The sequence below is a fragment of the Streptomyces viridifaciens genome, assembly GCF_001888885.2.
Classification (GTDB): domain Bacteria; phylum Actinomycetota; class Actinomycetes; order Streptomycetales; family Streptomycetaceae; genus Kitasatospora; species Kitasatospora aureofaciens.
Map to the genome: position 1 here is coordinate 56,785 of NZ_CP090842.1, position 13,731 is coordinate 70,515.

The following is a 13,731-nucleotide window of genomic DNA, read 5'->3' on the forward strand; positions in this document are numbered from 1 at the left end:
GCGCGGCCTGGTCCCGCCACGACCACCACCCCTTCGCCTGCACCGGCCGGGGCCTGGCCCTGGTGGAGGAGCTGGCGCCCAGCCACGGCGTCCACAGCGGCGCGGACCGCAAGACCGTCTGGTTCGAGCTGTGGCCCGGTCCGACGGCGCCGCCCACCGTGAAGCGACGGGGCGTCGGACCGGGACTCCCGCGAAGGAGACGACGGCGCTTCGCGCCCACGGGCCAGGGCCGCATTCCCTCCCAGCTGAAACCGGGCGGGGGCGGACCGCCGGTCGGCGAGGGCGGCGGCGTCCTGGTGCGCACCGAGGAGATCCACTCCGGGCCACAGGTCGACGCGGACGCCCCGGCCGCCACCGCGATCCTGCGCCAGGGCCTGGACGCCTGGCTGGGCGACCTCAAGACCGCCGCCGAGCACTGCGACTGACCGGCCGTCACACCTCCCCCGGCCCCGCTCCCCGCGCGAGTGCGCAGGTCAGGAGCGGGTCCAGGTGTGCGCGGGTGGCCGGATGACCATGAGAATGGTGCGGACAGTCCCCCCGAAAGTTCAGAGAAGGAACCCCCACATGGATCTCGGCGTGCGCTGGAAGCTGCACGGTGACGGGCGAACGCCCGCACCGGGAGCGGTCGTCCGCCCCGACGAACGGCTCTCCTGGCCCCGCACGGCAGGGCTCGGCGCCCAGCACGTGGTGGCCATGTTCGGCGCGAGCTTCGTGGCCCCGGTGCTGATGGGGCTGGACCCCAACCTGGCGATCATGATGTCCGGCGTCTCGACCGTGATCTTCCTGCTGGCCACCCGCGGCAAGGTGCCCAGCTACCTCGGCTGCTCGCTGTCCTTCGTCGGGGTCGCCGCGGTGATCCGGGCCCAGGGCGGCACCAGCGCGACGGTCACCGGCGCGGTGCTCGTGGTGGGCGTGGTGCTGTTCCTGGTGGGCCTGGCCGTCCAGTACTTCGGGGCGCGGATCATCCACGCGACGATGCCGCCCATCGTCACCGGCGCCGTGGTCATGCTGATCGGCTTCAACCTGGCCCCGGTGACCGCCTCCACGTACTGGCCGCAGGACCAGTGGACGGCGCTGCTGGTGATGCTGTTCACCGGTCTCGCGGTGGTGTGCCTGCGCGGCTTCTGGTCGCGGGTGGCGATCTTCCTGGGGCTGGTCTTCGGGTACGGGATCTCCTTCGTGTTCGACCGCGTCTTCGGCAAGATCCACTCGGTGGACGGCGGCGGGCACATGACCGACCACTGGCGCCTGGACCTGTCCGGCGTCGGCAAGGCCGACTGGATCGGCCTGCCCGCCTTCCACGGCCCCTCCTTCCAGTGGTCGGCCGTCCTGGTCGCGCTGCCCGTGGTGATCGCGCTGGTCGCCGAGAACGCCGGGCACGTCAAGGCGGTCGGCGAGATGACGGGCGAGAACCTGGACGACAAGCTGGGCACCGCGATCTCGGCGGACGGTGTGGGTTCTGTGCTGTCCACCGCCCTCGGCGGCCCGCCCAACACCACCTACTCCGAGAACATCGGCGTCATGGCCGCCACCCGGGTCTACTCGACGGCGGCGTACTGGGCGGCGGCCGGGTTCGCGCTGCTGTTCGGCATCTGCCCGAAGTTCGGCGCGGTAGTGGCCGCGATCCCGGGCGGGGTGCTCGGCGGGATCACGGTCATCCTGTACGGCATGATCGGCCTGCTCGGCGCGCAGATCTGGATCAAGTCCAAGGTGGACCTGCGCAATCCGCTGAACCTGGTGCCGGCCGCGGCGGGCATCATCATCGGCATCGGCAACGTGACGCTGAAGTTCACCGACACCTTCAGCCTCAGCGGAATCGCGCTCGGCACCCTGGTCGTCATCACCGGCTACCACGCGCTGCGGGCGCTGGCCCCGGCGCACCTCAAGACCCAGGAACCGCTGCTGGACGAGGGCACCTCGTCCTACGACGAGAACGGCGGGCAGCGGCGTACCCCGTAAGGGTGATGTCCTCAAAGACCGGCGGAAGTACCCGAAAGGGTACTTCCGCCGGTCTTTTTTGCCTGGTCAGAGGGGTCGTCAGATGGTCGAATCGCTCCGTACACCCTTCTTGACCGCCCATTGACGGGAGAGGCATGTCCGTTCTGCCCCAGCACCGCAAGCTCACCGTCGGAGCCCTGGCCCTGGCCACCTTCGCGATCTCCTGCAGCTCGGCCGCGGCCAGCAGTTCGGCTGCCACTGGCAAGGTCCTGTGGACCCCGAGCACGGCCAAGGGGCCGTCGTCCTTCGTCGGCGTCCAGTGCGCAGCCCCGAGCAGCTTCGGCGTCGTCAAGGACCCGGTGAAGGGGAGCGTGTGGAAGGCGTTCCAAGCCGCGAACCAGGAACGCTGCGAGACGGTCGGCCCGGACCTGAAGGAGGGCGACACGTTCTACCTGGGCTGGTCGTCCAAGGTGGAGATCGGCGATGACCAGAGCCGGTACGTGTTCCAGCTCAAGTGCTCGCCCAGCGAGGGCACAGCGAACCACCCGATCGAGATCGACCTCACCACCGGGCGGGTGCGGCTGCAGGAGTGGGACACCGAGCACGTGGCGCACCCGCTGTGGACCGCGCCGGTGAAGAACGGCGAGTGGCACGCGTACGCGTTGAAGATCCACCTGGGGCGCAGCGACGGGACGATCGACTTCTGGTTCGACGGCAAGAAGCAGACGTTCAGCGGCGGTTCGGGGACGTTCAAGGGCACGACGTGGGACGGTGACCGCAACTACCTCAAGTGGGGCTCCTACCACCCGAACCCGGGCGATGCGACGAACACCTTCACCAGCCCGGTGATGGCCACCACGTTGGAGACGGCCACCGCCGGCTCGTAACGGAAGAGGAGGACAACGACGGCGACAGGCCCGGACCGCAGGGATTGCGGTCCGGGCCTGTCGCTTTAGAGGTCGCCGAACTCCCCACTGCGGACAGCGGAGACGAACGACTTCCAGGCCTCGGACGGGAAGACCAAGGCGGGCCCCTGAGGGTCCTTCGAGTCGCGAACGGGCATCAGTCCCTGGAAGTCGAACGCCACCTCAACGCACTGTCCGCCGTTGCCGCTGTAGCTGCTCTTGCTCCAGGAAGCACCCGTCAGGTCAACGTTCTCGCTCATGCTGAAGAGTCCCTTCGCGCCTTGCTGATCTTTGCGAGCGATGCCGTCTGCGACAGCGCTTCCACCTGGAGCAGATCGTATTCCCTCGCCCAAGCGGACACGATTGCCCGGTCGTTCTCCAGGTAGCCACGTTGATGCGTCTCGGTGTACCCGAGCGAGGCGCCGTCGCCGAGATCGAGAATCGACATGGACCGCATGAACGGGCGAAGCGCGCCCAACTCGAAGGGCGCGACCTGGACCACATAGTTGGACCGCTGGGCCAACATCTCCAGATGTGCCAGCTGTTGAGACATCACAGCCCCACCACCGCCAACCACGGTCCGTAGACAGCTCTCGTCAAGGATCACATGGATCAGCGGAGCAGGGTCTCTGTTGATTCGTTCTTGTCGATTCAGAAGGAGCCGGACCCGTTCGGCTCCTTGCTCAGCTGTGACACCGCCTCGCGCAACAGCACCGGCCTCCAGGGCCTCAGCGTAACCGCGAGTCTGCACCAGGCCAGGGATGATGCCCAGCTCGAAGAGCCGGATGACCCTGGCCTCCCGTTCCTTGGCTGCGTACTCCGGGTAGCCCGGCAGGAAAGACGACCCTCTGAGACTCCAGTACGTCAGTTCTAGCGTGCCACCGGTAACAAGGACCTTGTCAGCAGCGCGGACCCACTCAAGCGTGGGATTGCGCGTCCCTCTTTCGAGGTTCGAAATCTGACTATCACTCAACTGCGTGCGCTCCCCCAGCTGGGTCTGCGTCAAGCCCGCCGCCTTGCGCAGCCTGCGCAATTGGGCTCCAAACGCCTTGAGAGGCGAAGCCGATGGATCCAGCCGAGACTCACGCACCGTCAGACCTCCACTGCTGCGCGAATTCCACATGAGGAAACTGTCAAGTGGGAAAGCCTTCCGATCGTACCGAGCGAAGCGCCACCATGGCCACACCCGGTAATTCACCGGACGCACAGCGCTACCTGCGGAGACCCCATGCCTGACGCGCAGAACTCCCCTCATCCCTTCCAACTCCACGAAGTCGTCCGGGACTTCAGCTGTCTGGAGAACGGGAAGCCGCGCGAGGGGGTCTTCGTCGAAGTGCTCCTCGGAACGGCGGTTCTCCGACCGCTCGGAGCGACCGGGCCCGAGTGGCGGGTCGCCCCTGCCTTCCTCCAGTCCCTCAACCCCCGGGAGACCGCGCCGGGGACCTGCGGCAAGCCGCGCCGTCGGCCGCTGTAACCAACCCCCTTCGAGCCCCTCCCACCCTGGAGCAGAGTTGAACCGCACCCGCCTCATGAGCCGTCCTCCCGCCCGGCGGTCGGGTCAGCAGGTCTTCGTCCTCCTCGAAGACCCCGACCGGGCGGACGACTTCTTCGTCCTCCTCGTCGACCCCGTCCACCGCGAGGGCCTGCCCCTGCCCGGTGGCAGCGCCGAGCAGGACGAACTCCCCCACCTCGCGGCCCGCCGCCACCTCGAAGCGGAGACCGGGCTCGTCCTGGGCCTGCGCACGGTCCTGACCATCGACCACGCGCCCGCCGCCGAGTTCCCCGAGGGCGTCGACTTCGTCTACGCGGGCGGGATGCGCACGCCCCAGCAGGCCGACACCGTCCGCCGCCACCAGCCGCCGGCCGACATCCGCGGCCTGCACTGGGTGCCCCAGTCCAAGCTGCGCGAGGTCATGGCCGACGACCAGTACCGGCGCGTCGACGACGCCTGGGACGCCTGGGAGCACGGCGCCGGCCTCCCGCTCCTCATCCAGGGCGTCCCGGTCCCGGTGGGCTGACCAGCGTGGCACCAAAAGGATTGACATCGGTTCGTGTGCTCCACGAAGCTTCTGCTCCGTTTCAGATGATCTTCAACCGTGGAGCCGATATGACCGTACGTGGATCCAGACTGCTGGCGGCCGTGGCCGTGACCGGAGTACTTCTGGCCGCCCCGGCCGCCACCGCGGCCGCCGACACGAACCAGCCGCAGCCGATCGACCGCTGGAAGTTCGCCCAGGCCGCCGGCAGCCCGCTGAGCTCGCCGGACGAGGGCTCCGCCCACGCGGCCGCCGTCCTCGGCAACGGCGCCTCGGTCAGCCCGGAGGAGCCCCTCCTCCCGGCCCCCGGCTTCCTGCGGCTCGACGGCGCCACCGGCTACGCCGAGGCCGCCGCCGCTCCCCTGCACGCCGACCGGAGCTTCACCCTCACCGCCTGGGCCAACAGCAGCGACCCCACCCGGGACATGACGGTGCTCTCCCAGGGCACCGGCACCACCAGCTCCGTCGCCCTGCGCTGGCACTACCTGGGCGTCGACCCGTACGGCGGCGGCCCCATGGGCGAGTGGCAGGCCACGGTCGCCGACTCCGACAGCCCCACCGCCGCCCGCACCACCGTCGCCCACACCGCGAACATCTCGGTGCTGGAGAACTGGACCCACCTGGCACTGGTCTACGACGCCGACGCCTCCCGGCTCACCCTGTACGTCGACGGGCAGCGCGAGAACCAGTCCTGCGAGCCCGACGCGAGCGGCTGCACCCCGCACGTCTCCTCCGCCCCGAGCGTGCGCCCCTTCGACGCGGGAGCGGGCCTGGAGTTCGGCCGGGCGCGCACCGACGGCGCCTGGGGCGAGTACTTCGCCGGTTCGCTGGACGACGTCTGGGTGCACCAGGGCGTCCTGAGCGAGACCCGGATCGCCCAGCTCGCCGACTACAACGTCGAGTTGGGCACGCCCGGCTAGCGCCCGGCCCGGGGCCGGCGAAAGCCACTCCTCCAACGGATTCTGGACTTGTGGGTCCATTTTCGGCTGCCTACCGTGCTGGACGTTCCCTCCCGAACGAACCCGCGCAGGAAGGCGGTCACCCCGTGCACGCGATCCGCATCGAGGAGCACGGCGGCCCCGAGGCCATGCGCTGGACCGAGCTGCCCGACCCGGGACGCTTGGTCTGGACCAGGAGTCGAAACTGTGGCTCTCGCCACGCCCGCGGGCGCCCGTCGTGAGAAGGCTCACCTGCGGCGGGGGATCGCGGCGGCAGACGGCGACGACGCCTACGGGCACTGGGCAGGCCTTGGTTCGGCACGGGCGAAGGCCCTGTCCGTTTCGGGACCAAGGTCACCGGTCCGGTTGACCTTGGACCCGGTGGTGGCACGTGTGTACCCGGGCAACCGTGGACGGTCGCCCGGTGTGATCGGGCGGAGGCGCCGTCCAGCGTGGGCGGCGTCGTTCCCTGCCGTCTACCCGGCGCACGGGCGCGAGACGCGGCCGTACGCTCCGGAGGACCCCGAAACCCATGTCCCAGACCATCGACAACGCCCCGTATACCGCCTTCCACCGCCGGCTGGCGCTCGCCTGTTCCGGTGGGCCGCTGCTGGACGGCTACATCCTGAGCATCGTCGGCGTCGCCCTGATCGGGATGCGCCCCGACCTGGGCCTGTCCACCGCGCAGGTCAGCCTGATCGGCGCCGCCGCCCTGGTGGGCATGTTCGTCGGCGGCGCCCTGTTCGGCGTGCTGACCGACAAGATCGGCCGGGAGGTGATGTACACCGCCGACCTGCTGGTGATGGTCGCCTGCTCGGTGCTCTCCTTCTGGGTCGACTCGGTGTGGGCGATCGCCGTGCTGCGCTTCGTGCTCGGCATGGCGGTGGCCGCCGACTACCCGATCGCCACCTCCCTGCTCGCCGAGTGGCTGCCCGCCAAGCACCGCGGGCGGCTGCTCGGCCAGCAGATCGTCGCCTGGTACGCCGGCTCGGTGCTCGCCTACGTGGTGGGCTACCTGTTCCTGGAGCTGGCCGGACCGGGCAGCTGGCGGTGGATGCTGGCCAGTTCGACGGTGCTGTGCGTGGTGTTCCTGGTGATCCGGCGCGGTTCGCCGGAGTCGCCGCGCTGGCTGGCCGCCAACGGGCGGGTGGGCGACGCGGTGCGCGTGGTGGAGAAGCACCTCGGGGTGCGGGTGGACGGCCGCGAGCTGATGCCCGACCCGGCCGAGCGCGCCCGGCGCAGCAGCGGGCTGCGGCTGCTGATGACCCCGCCGTACCGGCGCCGCACGCTGTTCTGCGGCCTGTTCTTCCTGTGCCAGGTCGGCCCGCTGTTCGCGATGCTGACCTTCGGCCCGCAGATCCTGTCCTCCTTCGGCATGCCCGGCGGCACCGTGATGGAGACCCTGGGTACCGGGCTGATCAGCCTGGTCTTCCTGCTGGGCTGCTACCCGGCGCTGCGCCTGGTCGACACCAAGGGCCGGCGCCCCGTCATCGTCTGGTCGTTCGCGCTGATGACCGTTCCGCTGGCGCTGCTGGGCGTGTGGCCCACCGCGCCGGCCGCCGTGGCGCTGACGGCGCTGTGCGCGTACGCGTTCCTGTGCGGCGGGCCGAACGTGCTCGACTGGACCTACCCCAACGAGCTGTTCCCGACCGAGATCCGGGCCACCGCCGTGGGCGTGGCGACCTCGGTGAGCCGGATCGGCGCGGCGGTGGGCACCTACCTGCTGCCGCTGTCGCTGACCGGGCTGGGCACCGGGCCGACCATGCTGATCGCCGCCGGGACGACGGCGCTGGGCCTGCTGGTGTGCGTGCTGTGGGCGGAGGAGACCCGTGGCACGGCGCTGGGCGCCGCCCCGGTCGCCGGCCGTACGGGTACGGCGAAGACGTCGGCCGTCCCGGCGCAGCGCGTGCCGCAGACGGCGCGCGGCTGACGGCCGGCACGTGAAGGCGGCGGCGCCGTCCGGGATGCGTCCCGGGCGGCGCCGTCGTCGTTGCTCACCGGTGGTCGTCCTGGGTGTCGTCGACGCCGTTCAGGCGGTTCAGGACGGCCCGGAAGACCCACCGGTCGAGGTAGCCCGCGTAGAGGGGGTGGGGTGGGAGGGGGTCGTCGCGTTCGACGCCGGGGGGCAGTCGGCCGGTGGCGGGCGCGAGTTCGCGTTCGTCGTGGAAGGCGAGGGCGGCCCAGTACTCGGCGGCCAGCGGCGCGGCGGCCACGCCCGGCGGCGTGGGCCAGGGCTCGCCGGTCTGCGGATGGCGCGGGACCACGGCGATGTCCGGGAGGGGACGGGGCAGTGGTCGGCCCGGTCCGGCCAGGGCCGCGCGCCGGGCCGGGCGGGCCTGCGGGGGCGGGAGTTGGCCGAGGAGTCCGCGGAAGGCCTGGGCGAGCGGGCCGGGGGCGAGGGCGAGGGGCGCGCCGTCGGCGGCGGAGACCAGGTGGGCCAGGGTCACGGCGGCTTCCACGTCCCAGCGGATGCTCCGGCTCCCGTCCGCCTCCACCAGGGCGGCGGCGCGCCACCGGCCGGCGACCGACGCCCAGTCGGCGACTGGGCGGGGCGGACCAGCGGGGACTCGGCGCGCCGCGTCCGGTTCCAGCCAGGTGGCCTGCCACGCGGAGCACTCGTCGATCCGGGCCGCCACCGGGCGGCCGCAGCCCGCGCAGGCGAGGTTCGGTCCGCCGTAGCCGTCGAGGCCGCAGCAGTTGCCTTCGTTGCGCCCGGGGATCAGGCGGGTGCCGGCGGCGTCGCCCGGGGCCAGCAGCACCGACCCCTCGTTCTCGCCCTCGTCGGCGGGGTCGAGCAGGTCGATGCCGAGGGCGTAGGTCCCGGACTCCATCAGGACGGGCATGGCCACGCCGTTGCCGTAGGGGATGCCGGCGTAGACGGGGAACGGGACCCGCGACAGCGGCCCGGTCAGGGCGGTGCCGCACCCCCTGCACTCGAAGACCTCCACGCCCGCCCGCTCCCCCTTCGTCCGCACCGCCGGCAGGCGAGTATCGCGGTCCGGGCGGACACGGGCCAACGGTTTTGCGGGGCGGGTCGGCGTGTCCGTGGCGCGCCGGGCCCGGGCGGCGGGCCGCGTGCGGCTTTGTCAAGCCCGCACCGGAGCGGGCTGATCGGCAGTAACCTCGGCTCTCTGCAACGACGGGCCCGGCAGGGCGAATTGGAGGCGGCGGGTGGCCGAGGGGAAGGCCGGGGGCGGCGAGGGGGCCGGACGGGACGACGGGCCGCTGCACGAGCGCGAGGCCGAACTGCGGTCGGCGGCCGAGGCGATCGAGGCGCTGACCCGGCCGGCCGGTACCGGGGTCGGGGAGCTGCTGCTCTACACCGGAGCGGCCGGACTGGGCAAGACCGCGATGCTGACCGAGGTGCGCCGGGCGGCGAGGCACGCGGGCTGCACGGTGCTGTTCGCCCGGGGCGGCCAGCGGCAGTGCCACGAACCGTTCCACGTGGTGCGCCAGCTGGTGCGGCCGGTGCTGTCGGCCCTGTCCGACGACGAGCGGGCGCGGGTCTTCGGCCCGTGGGAGGACGTCGTCGGCCCCGCAGCCGGCCTGCGGCCGCCCGGCGGGCAGCTCGACCCGCAAGGGGTGCGCGACGGGCTGGACTTCGTCGTGACCCGCCTGGTGCAGCTGCGTTCGCCGCTGGCCGTGCTGGTCGACGACCTGCACTGGGCCGACCCGGAGTCGCTCGGCTGGCTGGCCGGCTTCGCGGTCCGGGCCCGGGAGCTGCCGGCCCTGCTGGTGCTCGCCTGCCGCGACGAGTTCCCCGACGACGCGCTGGCGCTGCAACGCGGCCTCGCCGACCGGGCCGACCGCCGGCACGAACTGCGCCCGCTCCAGCCCGCCTCGGTCGCGCACCTGGTCCGCGCGGCCCTGGGCGCGCAGGCCGAGGACGCCTTCTGCCGCCACGTCTGGGCCGTCACCGCCGGGAACCCGTACGAGACCGCCGCCCTGCTGCGCGAGGTGGCCGACCAGCGCCTCGACCCGGTCGAGGAGAGCACCGGGCTGCTGCGCGAGATCGCCGCCACCGCCCGCGGGATGACGCTGCGGCACTGGCTGGACCGGCTCGGCCCCACCGCGCTGCGTTTCGCCTGGGCGGCGTCCGTCCTGGACACCGACATCCGCCCCGACCTCGCCGCCGCCATCTGTGCCCAGGGGCCCGAGACCGCCGCCCAGTCCGTCCGGGAACTGCGCCGCCACCGGGTGCTGACCGGCACAGCGGCGGGCCGGCTGGAGTTCGTCCACCCGCTGATCGCCACCTCCGTCTACCAGTCGATGACGCCGGCCGCCCGGACCGGGATGCACGGGGTCGCCGCCGTCGAGGTCGAGAACGCCGGCCTCGGCCTGCCGGCGGCCTCCCGGCACATGCTGGAGATCCTGCCCGAAGGGGACGGCGTCATCGTCGACAAGCTGCGCCGGGCGGCCCGCGAGCACCTGGCGATCGGCGCGCCCGAGGCCGCGCAGCGCTGCCTGCGCCGCGCCCTCAGCGAGCCGCCCGCCGACGAGGACCGCGCCTCGGTGCTCTACGAGCTCGGCTGCTCGGCCCTGCTCACCGACCCGGCGACCACGGTCAACCAGCTGCGCCTGGCGCTCGCCGACCCGTACGGGCTGGACCCCGGGCTGCGGGTGGACGCGACCTTCCGCCTCGCCCAGGCCCTCGCCCACAGCAACCGGCTCGGCGAGGCCGCCGCGCTGTGCGCCGAGGAGGCCGCGCGCACCCCGCCCGGGCCGGGACGGCTGCGTCTGGAGGTCGCCCACTTCATGTTCGCCGCGTTCCAGTCCGAGGACGCGGACGGCCCCGGCCGTTCCCGGCGCCTTGCGCAGTTCCACCGGACGCTGGACACGGTCGGCATGGCCTTCACCGACGCCGGCGCGGACGCGGCGGCCCCGGGCGGGGCCGTCTTCGAGCACGACGGTCTGGCCCACGCGGTGGCCGTGCTGCGCTGCTGGGACCTCACGCTGCGCGGCGCCGACCGCGCGCGGGCGCTCGCGCTGGCCGACTCCGCGCTGCCGCAGGGCCGGCTGCCGCACAGCCTCGGCTGGACCAACACCACCTGGGGCTTCGAACTGCCCAGGATCCTGGGCCTCAGTTACCTGTACGCCGACCGCGTCGAGCGGGCGGAGGAGCTGTTCACCGAGGCGGTGCGCGCCTACGAGGTCGCCGGGTGGAGCGGCGGCCACCTGGGCTTCGCCTACCTGCTGACCGGCATGCTGCGGTTCCGCTGCGGCGCGCTCGTCGAAGCGGAGGACTACCTGCGCCGCGCCCTGCGCACGGCCGGGCGGATCGGCCCGGGCACCCCGCTGCACTGGGACGCGGTCGGGGCGCTGGCCGAGACCCTGGCAGCGCGCGGCCGGCTGGAGGAGGCCCTGGAACTCGCGCGCGAGCACGCCTTCGGCCCGCCCTACCCGACGGTGATGGTGCTGCCCGACGCTCCCACGCTGTACGGGCGCCTGCTGCTGGCGGCGGGCGACGCGGCGGGGGCGGCCGAGGTGCTGACGGCCGCCGGGGCGGCCCTGGACGCGCGCGGGTGGCGCAACACGGTGTGGGCGCCGTGGCTGGGGCACCTGGCGCGGGCGGTGGCCCCGTCCGAGCCGCAGCGGGCCCGCGAGCTGGCCGGGGAGGCCGTGCGCCGGGCCCGGCGGTCGGGCACGGACTCGGCCGTCGGCAGCGCGCTGCGCCTGTGCGCCGCGGTGCACGACGGTCCGCGCGCGGCCGAGCTGCTGGCGCAGGCGGTGCGGCACCTGGAGCGCTCGCCGGCCCGCTACGAGCACGCGATGGCACTGGTCGACCTCGGCGGGGCGCCGGTGCCGGCTCCGCAGGCCCGTGCCGCGCTCGCCCGGGGGCTGGAGCTGGCCGTCGAGTGCGGCGCCGACGGCCTGGCGGACCGCGCCCGCGGCCTCCTGGAGGCGGGGGCCGGGGCGGGCGGCTGAGGCCGGGGGCTGCGGCCAAGGGCTGCGGCCGGGGGGCTGGGGGCGGTCAGACGGACAGGGCCGCTCTGCCGGGCACCCGGCGCAGCACCCGGCCCGGGGTCAGGCCGCCGGGCCCGACCGCGGCGATCAGCAGGAAGGCCCAGCAGAACATCACCGCGGGTTCGCCGCCGTTCTGGATGGGCCACAGGCCGTGCTCCTGGTGCACGCCGAAGTAGGCGTAGGCCATCGACCCGGAGCACAGGAGCGCGGCCGGGCGCACCGCCAGGCCCACGAGGACCAGGACGCCGCCGGCCAGCTGGATGGCGGCCGCCCACCAGCCGGGCCACTGCCCGAACCCGGGTGCCTTGCCGTGCGTACCGCCCAGGACGCCGAAGATGGTGGCCGCGCCGTGGCAGGCGAACAGCAGGGAGACCACGATCCGGAACAGCCCCAGGACCAGGGGGCGGGTGCGTTCGGCGAGGGGCGAGGGGTCGACGGTCATCGGAAGCTCCTCGGTCAGGTGGGGGTTGGGGGATGCGCGCCGGTGCCGGGGCCGTGCGGGGCCTCTCCGGCCGCGGTTGACGCGGCGGCGCCAATTCTGACCCCGCGTCACCTCGGGCGGCAGGAGTGGGGAGCTCTGAGGTTCCTCTGAGTTGCGCGGCGGCCGCCGGCGGCGGGGCCGTCCACCGCGCGGGGCCGCCCGCCGGTGGGCCCGCCCGCAAAAATATGCAGCTCTTGCAACTTAATGAGTGCACAACTATTGTCGGAGCGCGTAGATTTCATTCGCAACAAGCTGCGCCCGCCCGCGCCGACGGGCGCCGCGGACCGAGCCGGGAGCCCGACATGAGCACCACCCTCTTCACCCCGTACACCCTGCGGGACGTGACCGTCCCCAACCGGGTCTGGATGCCGCCGATGTGCCAGTACAGCGCCGCCCCGGCCGGGGAGGCGGCCGGGGTGCCCACGGACTGGCACTACACCCATCTGGCGGCGCGGGCCGCGGGCGGCACCGGGCTGATCATCGTGGAGGCCACCGCCGTCAGCCCCGAGGGGCGCATCAGCCCGTACGACCTCGGGCTGTGGAACGACACCCAGCTGGAGGCGTTCCGCCGGATCACCTCCTTCCTCAAGGAGCAGGGCACCGTCCCGGCCGTCCAGCTCGGACACGCCGGGCGCAAGGCCTCCACCGAGCGGCCGTGGGTCGAGCGCGGGCGCGCCCTGGCCCCCGAGGAGGAGCACGGCTGGACCCCGGTCGCGCCCAGCGCCGTGGCCTTCTCCCCCGACCACACCACGCCGGAAGAGCTGACGGCCGATCAGATCCGGGAGATCGTCGGCAAGTTCGCCGACGCCGCCCGGCGCGCGCTGGAGGCCGGCTTCCAGGCCGTCGAACTCCACGGCGCCCACGGCTACCTGATCCACCAGTTCCTCTCCCCGCAGAGCAACCACCGCACCGACGCCTACGGCGGCGACTTCCAGGGCCGCATCCGCTTCGCCCTGGAGGTCGTCGACGCGGTGCGCGCGGTGTGGCCCGAGGAACTGCCGCTGTTCTTCCGCGTCTCGGCCACCGACTGGCTCACCGAGAACCCCGAGGACGGCCGCGAGGGCTGGACCTGCGAGGACACCGTGCGCCTGGCCAAGGAACTCCAGGCGCACGGCGTGGACCTGCTGGACGTCTCCACCGGCGGCCTCGTGCCCGACGCCCGGATCGAGGCCGCGCCCGGCTTCCAGGTGCCCTTCGCCGAGGCGGTGCGCAACGAGGCCGGGCTGCCGGTGGCGGCCGTCGGCCTGATCACCGACCCCGCCCAGGCCCAGGACATCCTCGCCACCGGCCGGGCCGACGCCGTCCTGCTCGGCCGCGAGCTGCTGCGCAACCCGTTCTGGGCCCGCCACGCGGCCGGCGCGCTGGGCGGCGAGGTCCACTCCCCCGTCCAGTACCACCGCGCCTGAGCGCGGACGAGCGCGCCTGAGCGTGGACGAGGGGCGCCGCAGGACAGCCGTCCTGCGACGCCC

The 13,731-nt window shown here is 73.0% G+C and carries 13 protein-coding genes; 9 read left to right on the forward strand and 4 right to left on the reverse strand.

The genetic code is table 11. The features are described from left to right. The first annotated feature begins 62 nt into the window (after positions 1-62). The 3 genes from BOQ63_RS43000 (at position 63) to BOQ63_RS43010 (ending at position 2,825) form a co-directional block, all read left to right on the forward strand. The gene (locus BOQ63_RS43000; protein ID WP_499504987.1) at positions 63-425 is read left to right on the forward strand and encodes a hypothetical protein; all 363 of its coding nucleotides are present in this window, start codon (positions 63-65) and stop codon (positions 423-425) included. Between the two features lie 139 nt (positions 426-564). Next, positions 565-1,959, forward strand: coding sequence for a uracil-xanthine permease family protein (locus BOQ63_RS43005; RefSeq protein WP_072656152.1), 1,395 nt, complete (start codon positions 565-567; stop codon positions 1,957-1,959). A 134-nt stretch (positions 1,960-2,093) separates the two neighbouring features. Then, positions 2,094-2,825 (forward strand): heparin lyase I family protein, encoded by a 732-nt coding sequence (locus tag BOQ63_RS43010; RefSeq protein ID WP_046386180.1) that lies wholly within the window; start codon positions 2,094-2,096, stop codon positions 2,823-2,825. Between the two features lie 65 nt (positions 2,826-2,890). Here the strand turns inward: BOQ63_RS43010 and BOQ63_RS43015 are convergent, their stop codons facing one another. Together BOQ63_RS43015 and BOQ63_RS43020 are read right to left on the reverse strand one after the other, a co-directional pair. Then, positions 2,891-3,103, reverse strand: a complete 213-nt coding sequence (locus tag BOQ63_RS43015; protein WP_030290097.1) for a DUF397 domain-containing protein — start codon at positions 3,101-3,103, stop codon at positions 2,891-2,893. Continuing rightward, the gene (locus BOQ63_RS43020) at positions 3,100-4,098 is read right to left on the reverse strand and encodes a helix-turn-helix domain-containing protein (protein ID WP_308436529.1); all 999 of its coding nucleotides are present in this window, start codon (positions 4,096-4,098) and stop codon (positions 3,100-3,102) included. The genes BOQ63_RS43015 and BOQ63_RS43020 overlap by 4 nt, the downstream gene beginning before the upstream one ends. Between BOQ63_RS43020 and BOQ63_RS43025 the strand changes: the two genes are divergently transcribed. The 4 genes from BOQ63_RS43025 to BOQ63_RS43040 all read left to right on the forward strand — a co-directional run bounded on the left by BOQ63_RS43025 (position 4,072) and on the right by BOQ63_RS43040 (position 7,747). Then, on the forward strand, positions 4,072-4,317 hold the full coding sequence (locus BOQ63_RS43025) for a hypothetical protein (RefSeq protein ID WP_030290094.1): 246 nt from the start codon (positions 4,072-4,074) through the stop codon (positions 4,315-4,317). The two genes, BOQ63_RS43020 and BOQ63_RS43025, sit on opposite strands and share 27 nt — an antisense overlap. Positions 4,318-4,354: 37 nt before the next feature. Further along, entirely contained in the window at positions 4,355-4,861 is a 507-nt protein-coding gene (locus tag BOQ63_RS43030) for an NUDIX domain-containing protein (RefSeq protein ID WP_072656151.1), read from the forward strand. Between the two features lie 89 nt (positions 4,862-4,950). Next, on the forward strand, positions 4,951-5,799 hold the full coding sequence (locus tag BOQ63_RS43035) for a LamG-like jellyroll fold domain-containing protein (RefSeq protein WP_072656150.1): 849 nt from the start codon (positions 4,951-4,953) through the stop codon (positions 5,797-5,799). Between the two features lie 550 nt (positions 5,800-6,349). Beyond that, a complete protein-coding gene (locus tag BOQ63_RS43040) occupies positions 6,350-7,747 on the forward strand; it encodes an MFS transporter (protein WP_046386582.1) in 1,398 nt (465 codons plus the stop codon). 64 nt (positions 7,748-7,811) lie between these two features. Here BOQ63_RS43040 and BOQ63_RS43045 read toward each other — a convergent pair whose 3' ends face one another. Beyond that, a complete protein-coding gene (locus BOQ63_RS43045) occupies positions 7,812-8,792 on the reverse strand; it encodes a hypothetical protein (protein ID WP_141763912.1) in 981 nt (326 codons plus the stop codon). Positions 8,793-8,988: 196 nt separating this feature from the next. Between BOQ63_RS43045 and BOQ63_RS43050 the strand changes: the two genes are divergently transcribed. Continuing rightward, complete coding sequence (locus tag BOQ63_RS43050; RefSeq protein WP_454129607.1) at positions 8,989-11,742, forward strand: ATP-binding protein; 2,754 nt, start codon at positions 8,989-8,991, stop codon at positions 11,740-11,742. Between the two features lie 46 nt (positions 11,743-11,788). Here the strand turns inward: BOQ63_RS43050 and BOQ63_RS43055 are convergent, their stop codons facing one another. Then, positions 11,789-12,223, reverse strand: a complete 435-nt coding sequence (locus BOQ63_RS43055; protein WP_030290087.1) for a DoxX family protein — start codon at positions 12,221-12,223, stop codon at positions 11,789-11,791. A gap of 341 nt (positions 12,224-12,564) precedes the next feature. Between BOQ63_RS43055 and BOQ63_RS43060 the strand changes: the two genes are divergently transcribed. Continuing rightward, positions 12,565-13,668 (forward strand): NADH:flavin oxidoreductase/NADH oxidase, encoded by a 1,104-nt coding sequence (locus BOQ63_RS43060; RefSeq protein ID WP_072656149.1) that lies wholly within the window; start codon positions 12,565-12,567, stop codon positions 13,666-13,668. Positions 13,669-13,731: the final 63 nt, after the last annotated feature.

Excerpts from the sequence above, each read along its gene's own strand:
- BOQ63_RS43005 (WP_072656152.1), top strand. The coding sequence starts at position 565 with ATGGATCTCGGCGTGCGCTGGAAGCTGCACGGTGACGGGCGAACGCCC.
- BOQ63_RS43010 (WP_046386180.1), top strand. The coding sequence starts at position 2,094 with ATGTCCGTTCTGCCCCAGCACCGCAAGCTCACCGTCGGAGCCCTGGCC.
- BOQ63_RS43015 (WP_030290097.1), bottom strand. The coding sequence starts at position 3,103 with ATGAGCGAGAACGTTGACCTGACGGGTGCTTCCTGGAGCAAGAGCAGC.
- BOQ63_RS43025 (WP_030290094.1), top strand. The coding sequence starts at position 4,072 with ATGCCTGACGCGCAGAACTCCCCTCATCCCTTCCAACTCCACGAAGTC.
- BOQ63_RS43020 (WP_308436529.1), bottom strand. The coding sequence starts at position 4,098 with ATGAGGGGAGTTCTGCGCGTCAGGCATGGGGTCTCCGCAGGTAGCGCT.
- BOQ63_RS43035 (WP_072656150.1), top strand. The coding sequence starts at position 4,951 with ATGACCGTACGTGGATCCAGACTGCTGGCGGCCGTGGCCGTGACCGGA.
- BOQ63_RS43040 (WP_046386582.1), top strand. The coding sequence starts at position 6,350 with ATGTCCCAGACCATCGACAACGCCCCGTATACCGCCTTCCACCGCCGG.
- BOQ63_RS43055 (WP_030290087.1), bottom strand. The coding sequence starts at position 12,223 with ATGACCGTCGACCCCTCGCCCCTCGCCGAACGCACCCGCCCCCTGGTC.
- BOQ63_RS43060 (WP_072656149.1), top strand. The coding sequence starts at position 12,565 with ATGAGCACCACCCTCTTCACCCCGTACACCCTGCGGGACGTGACCGTC.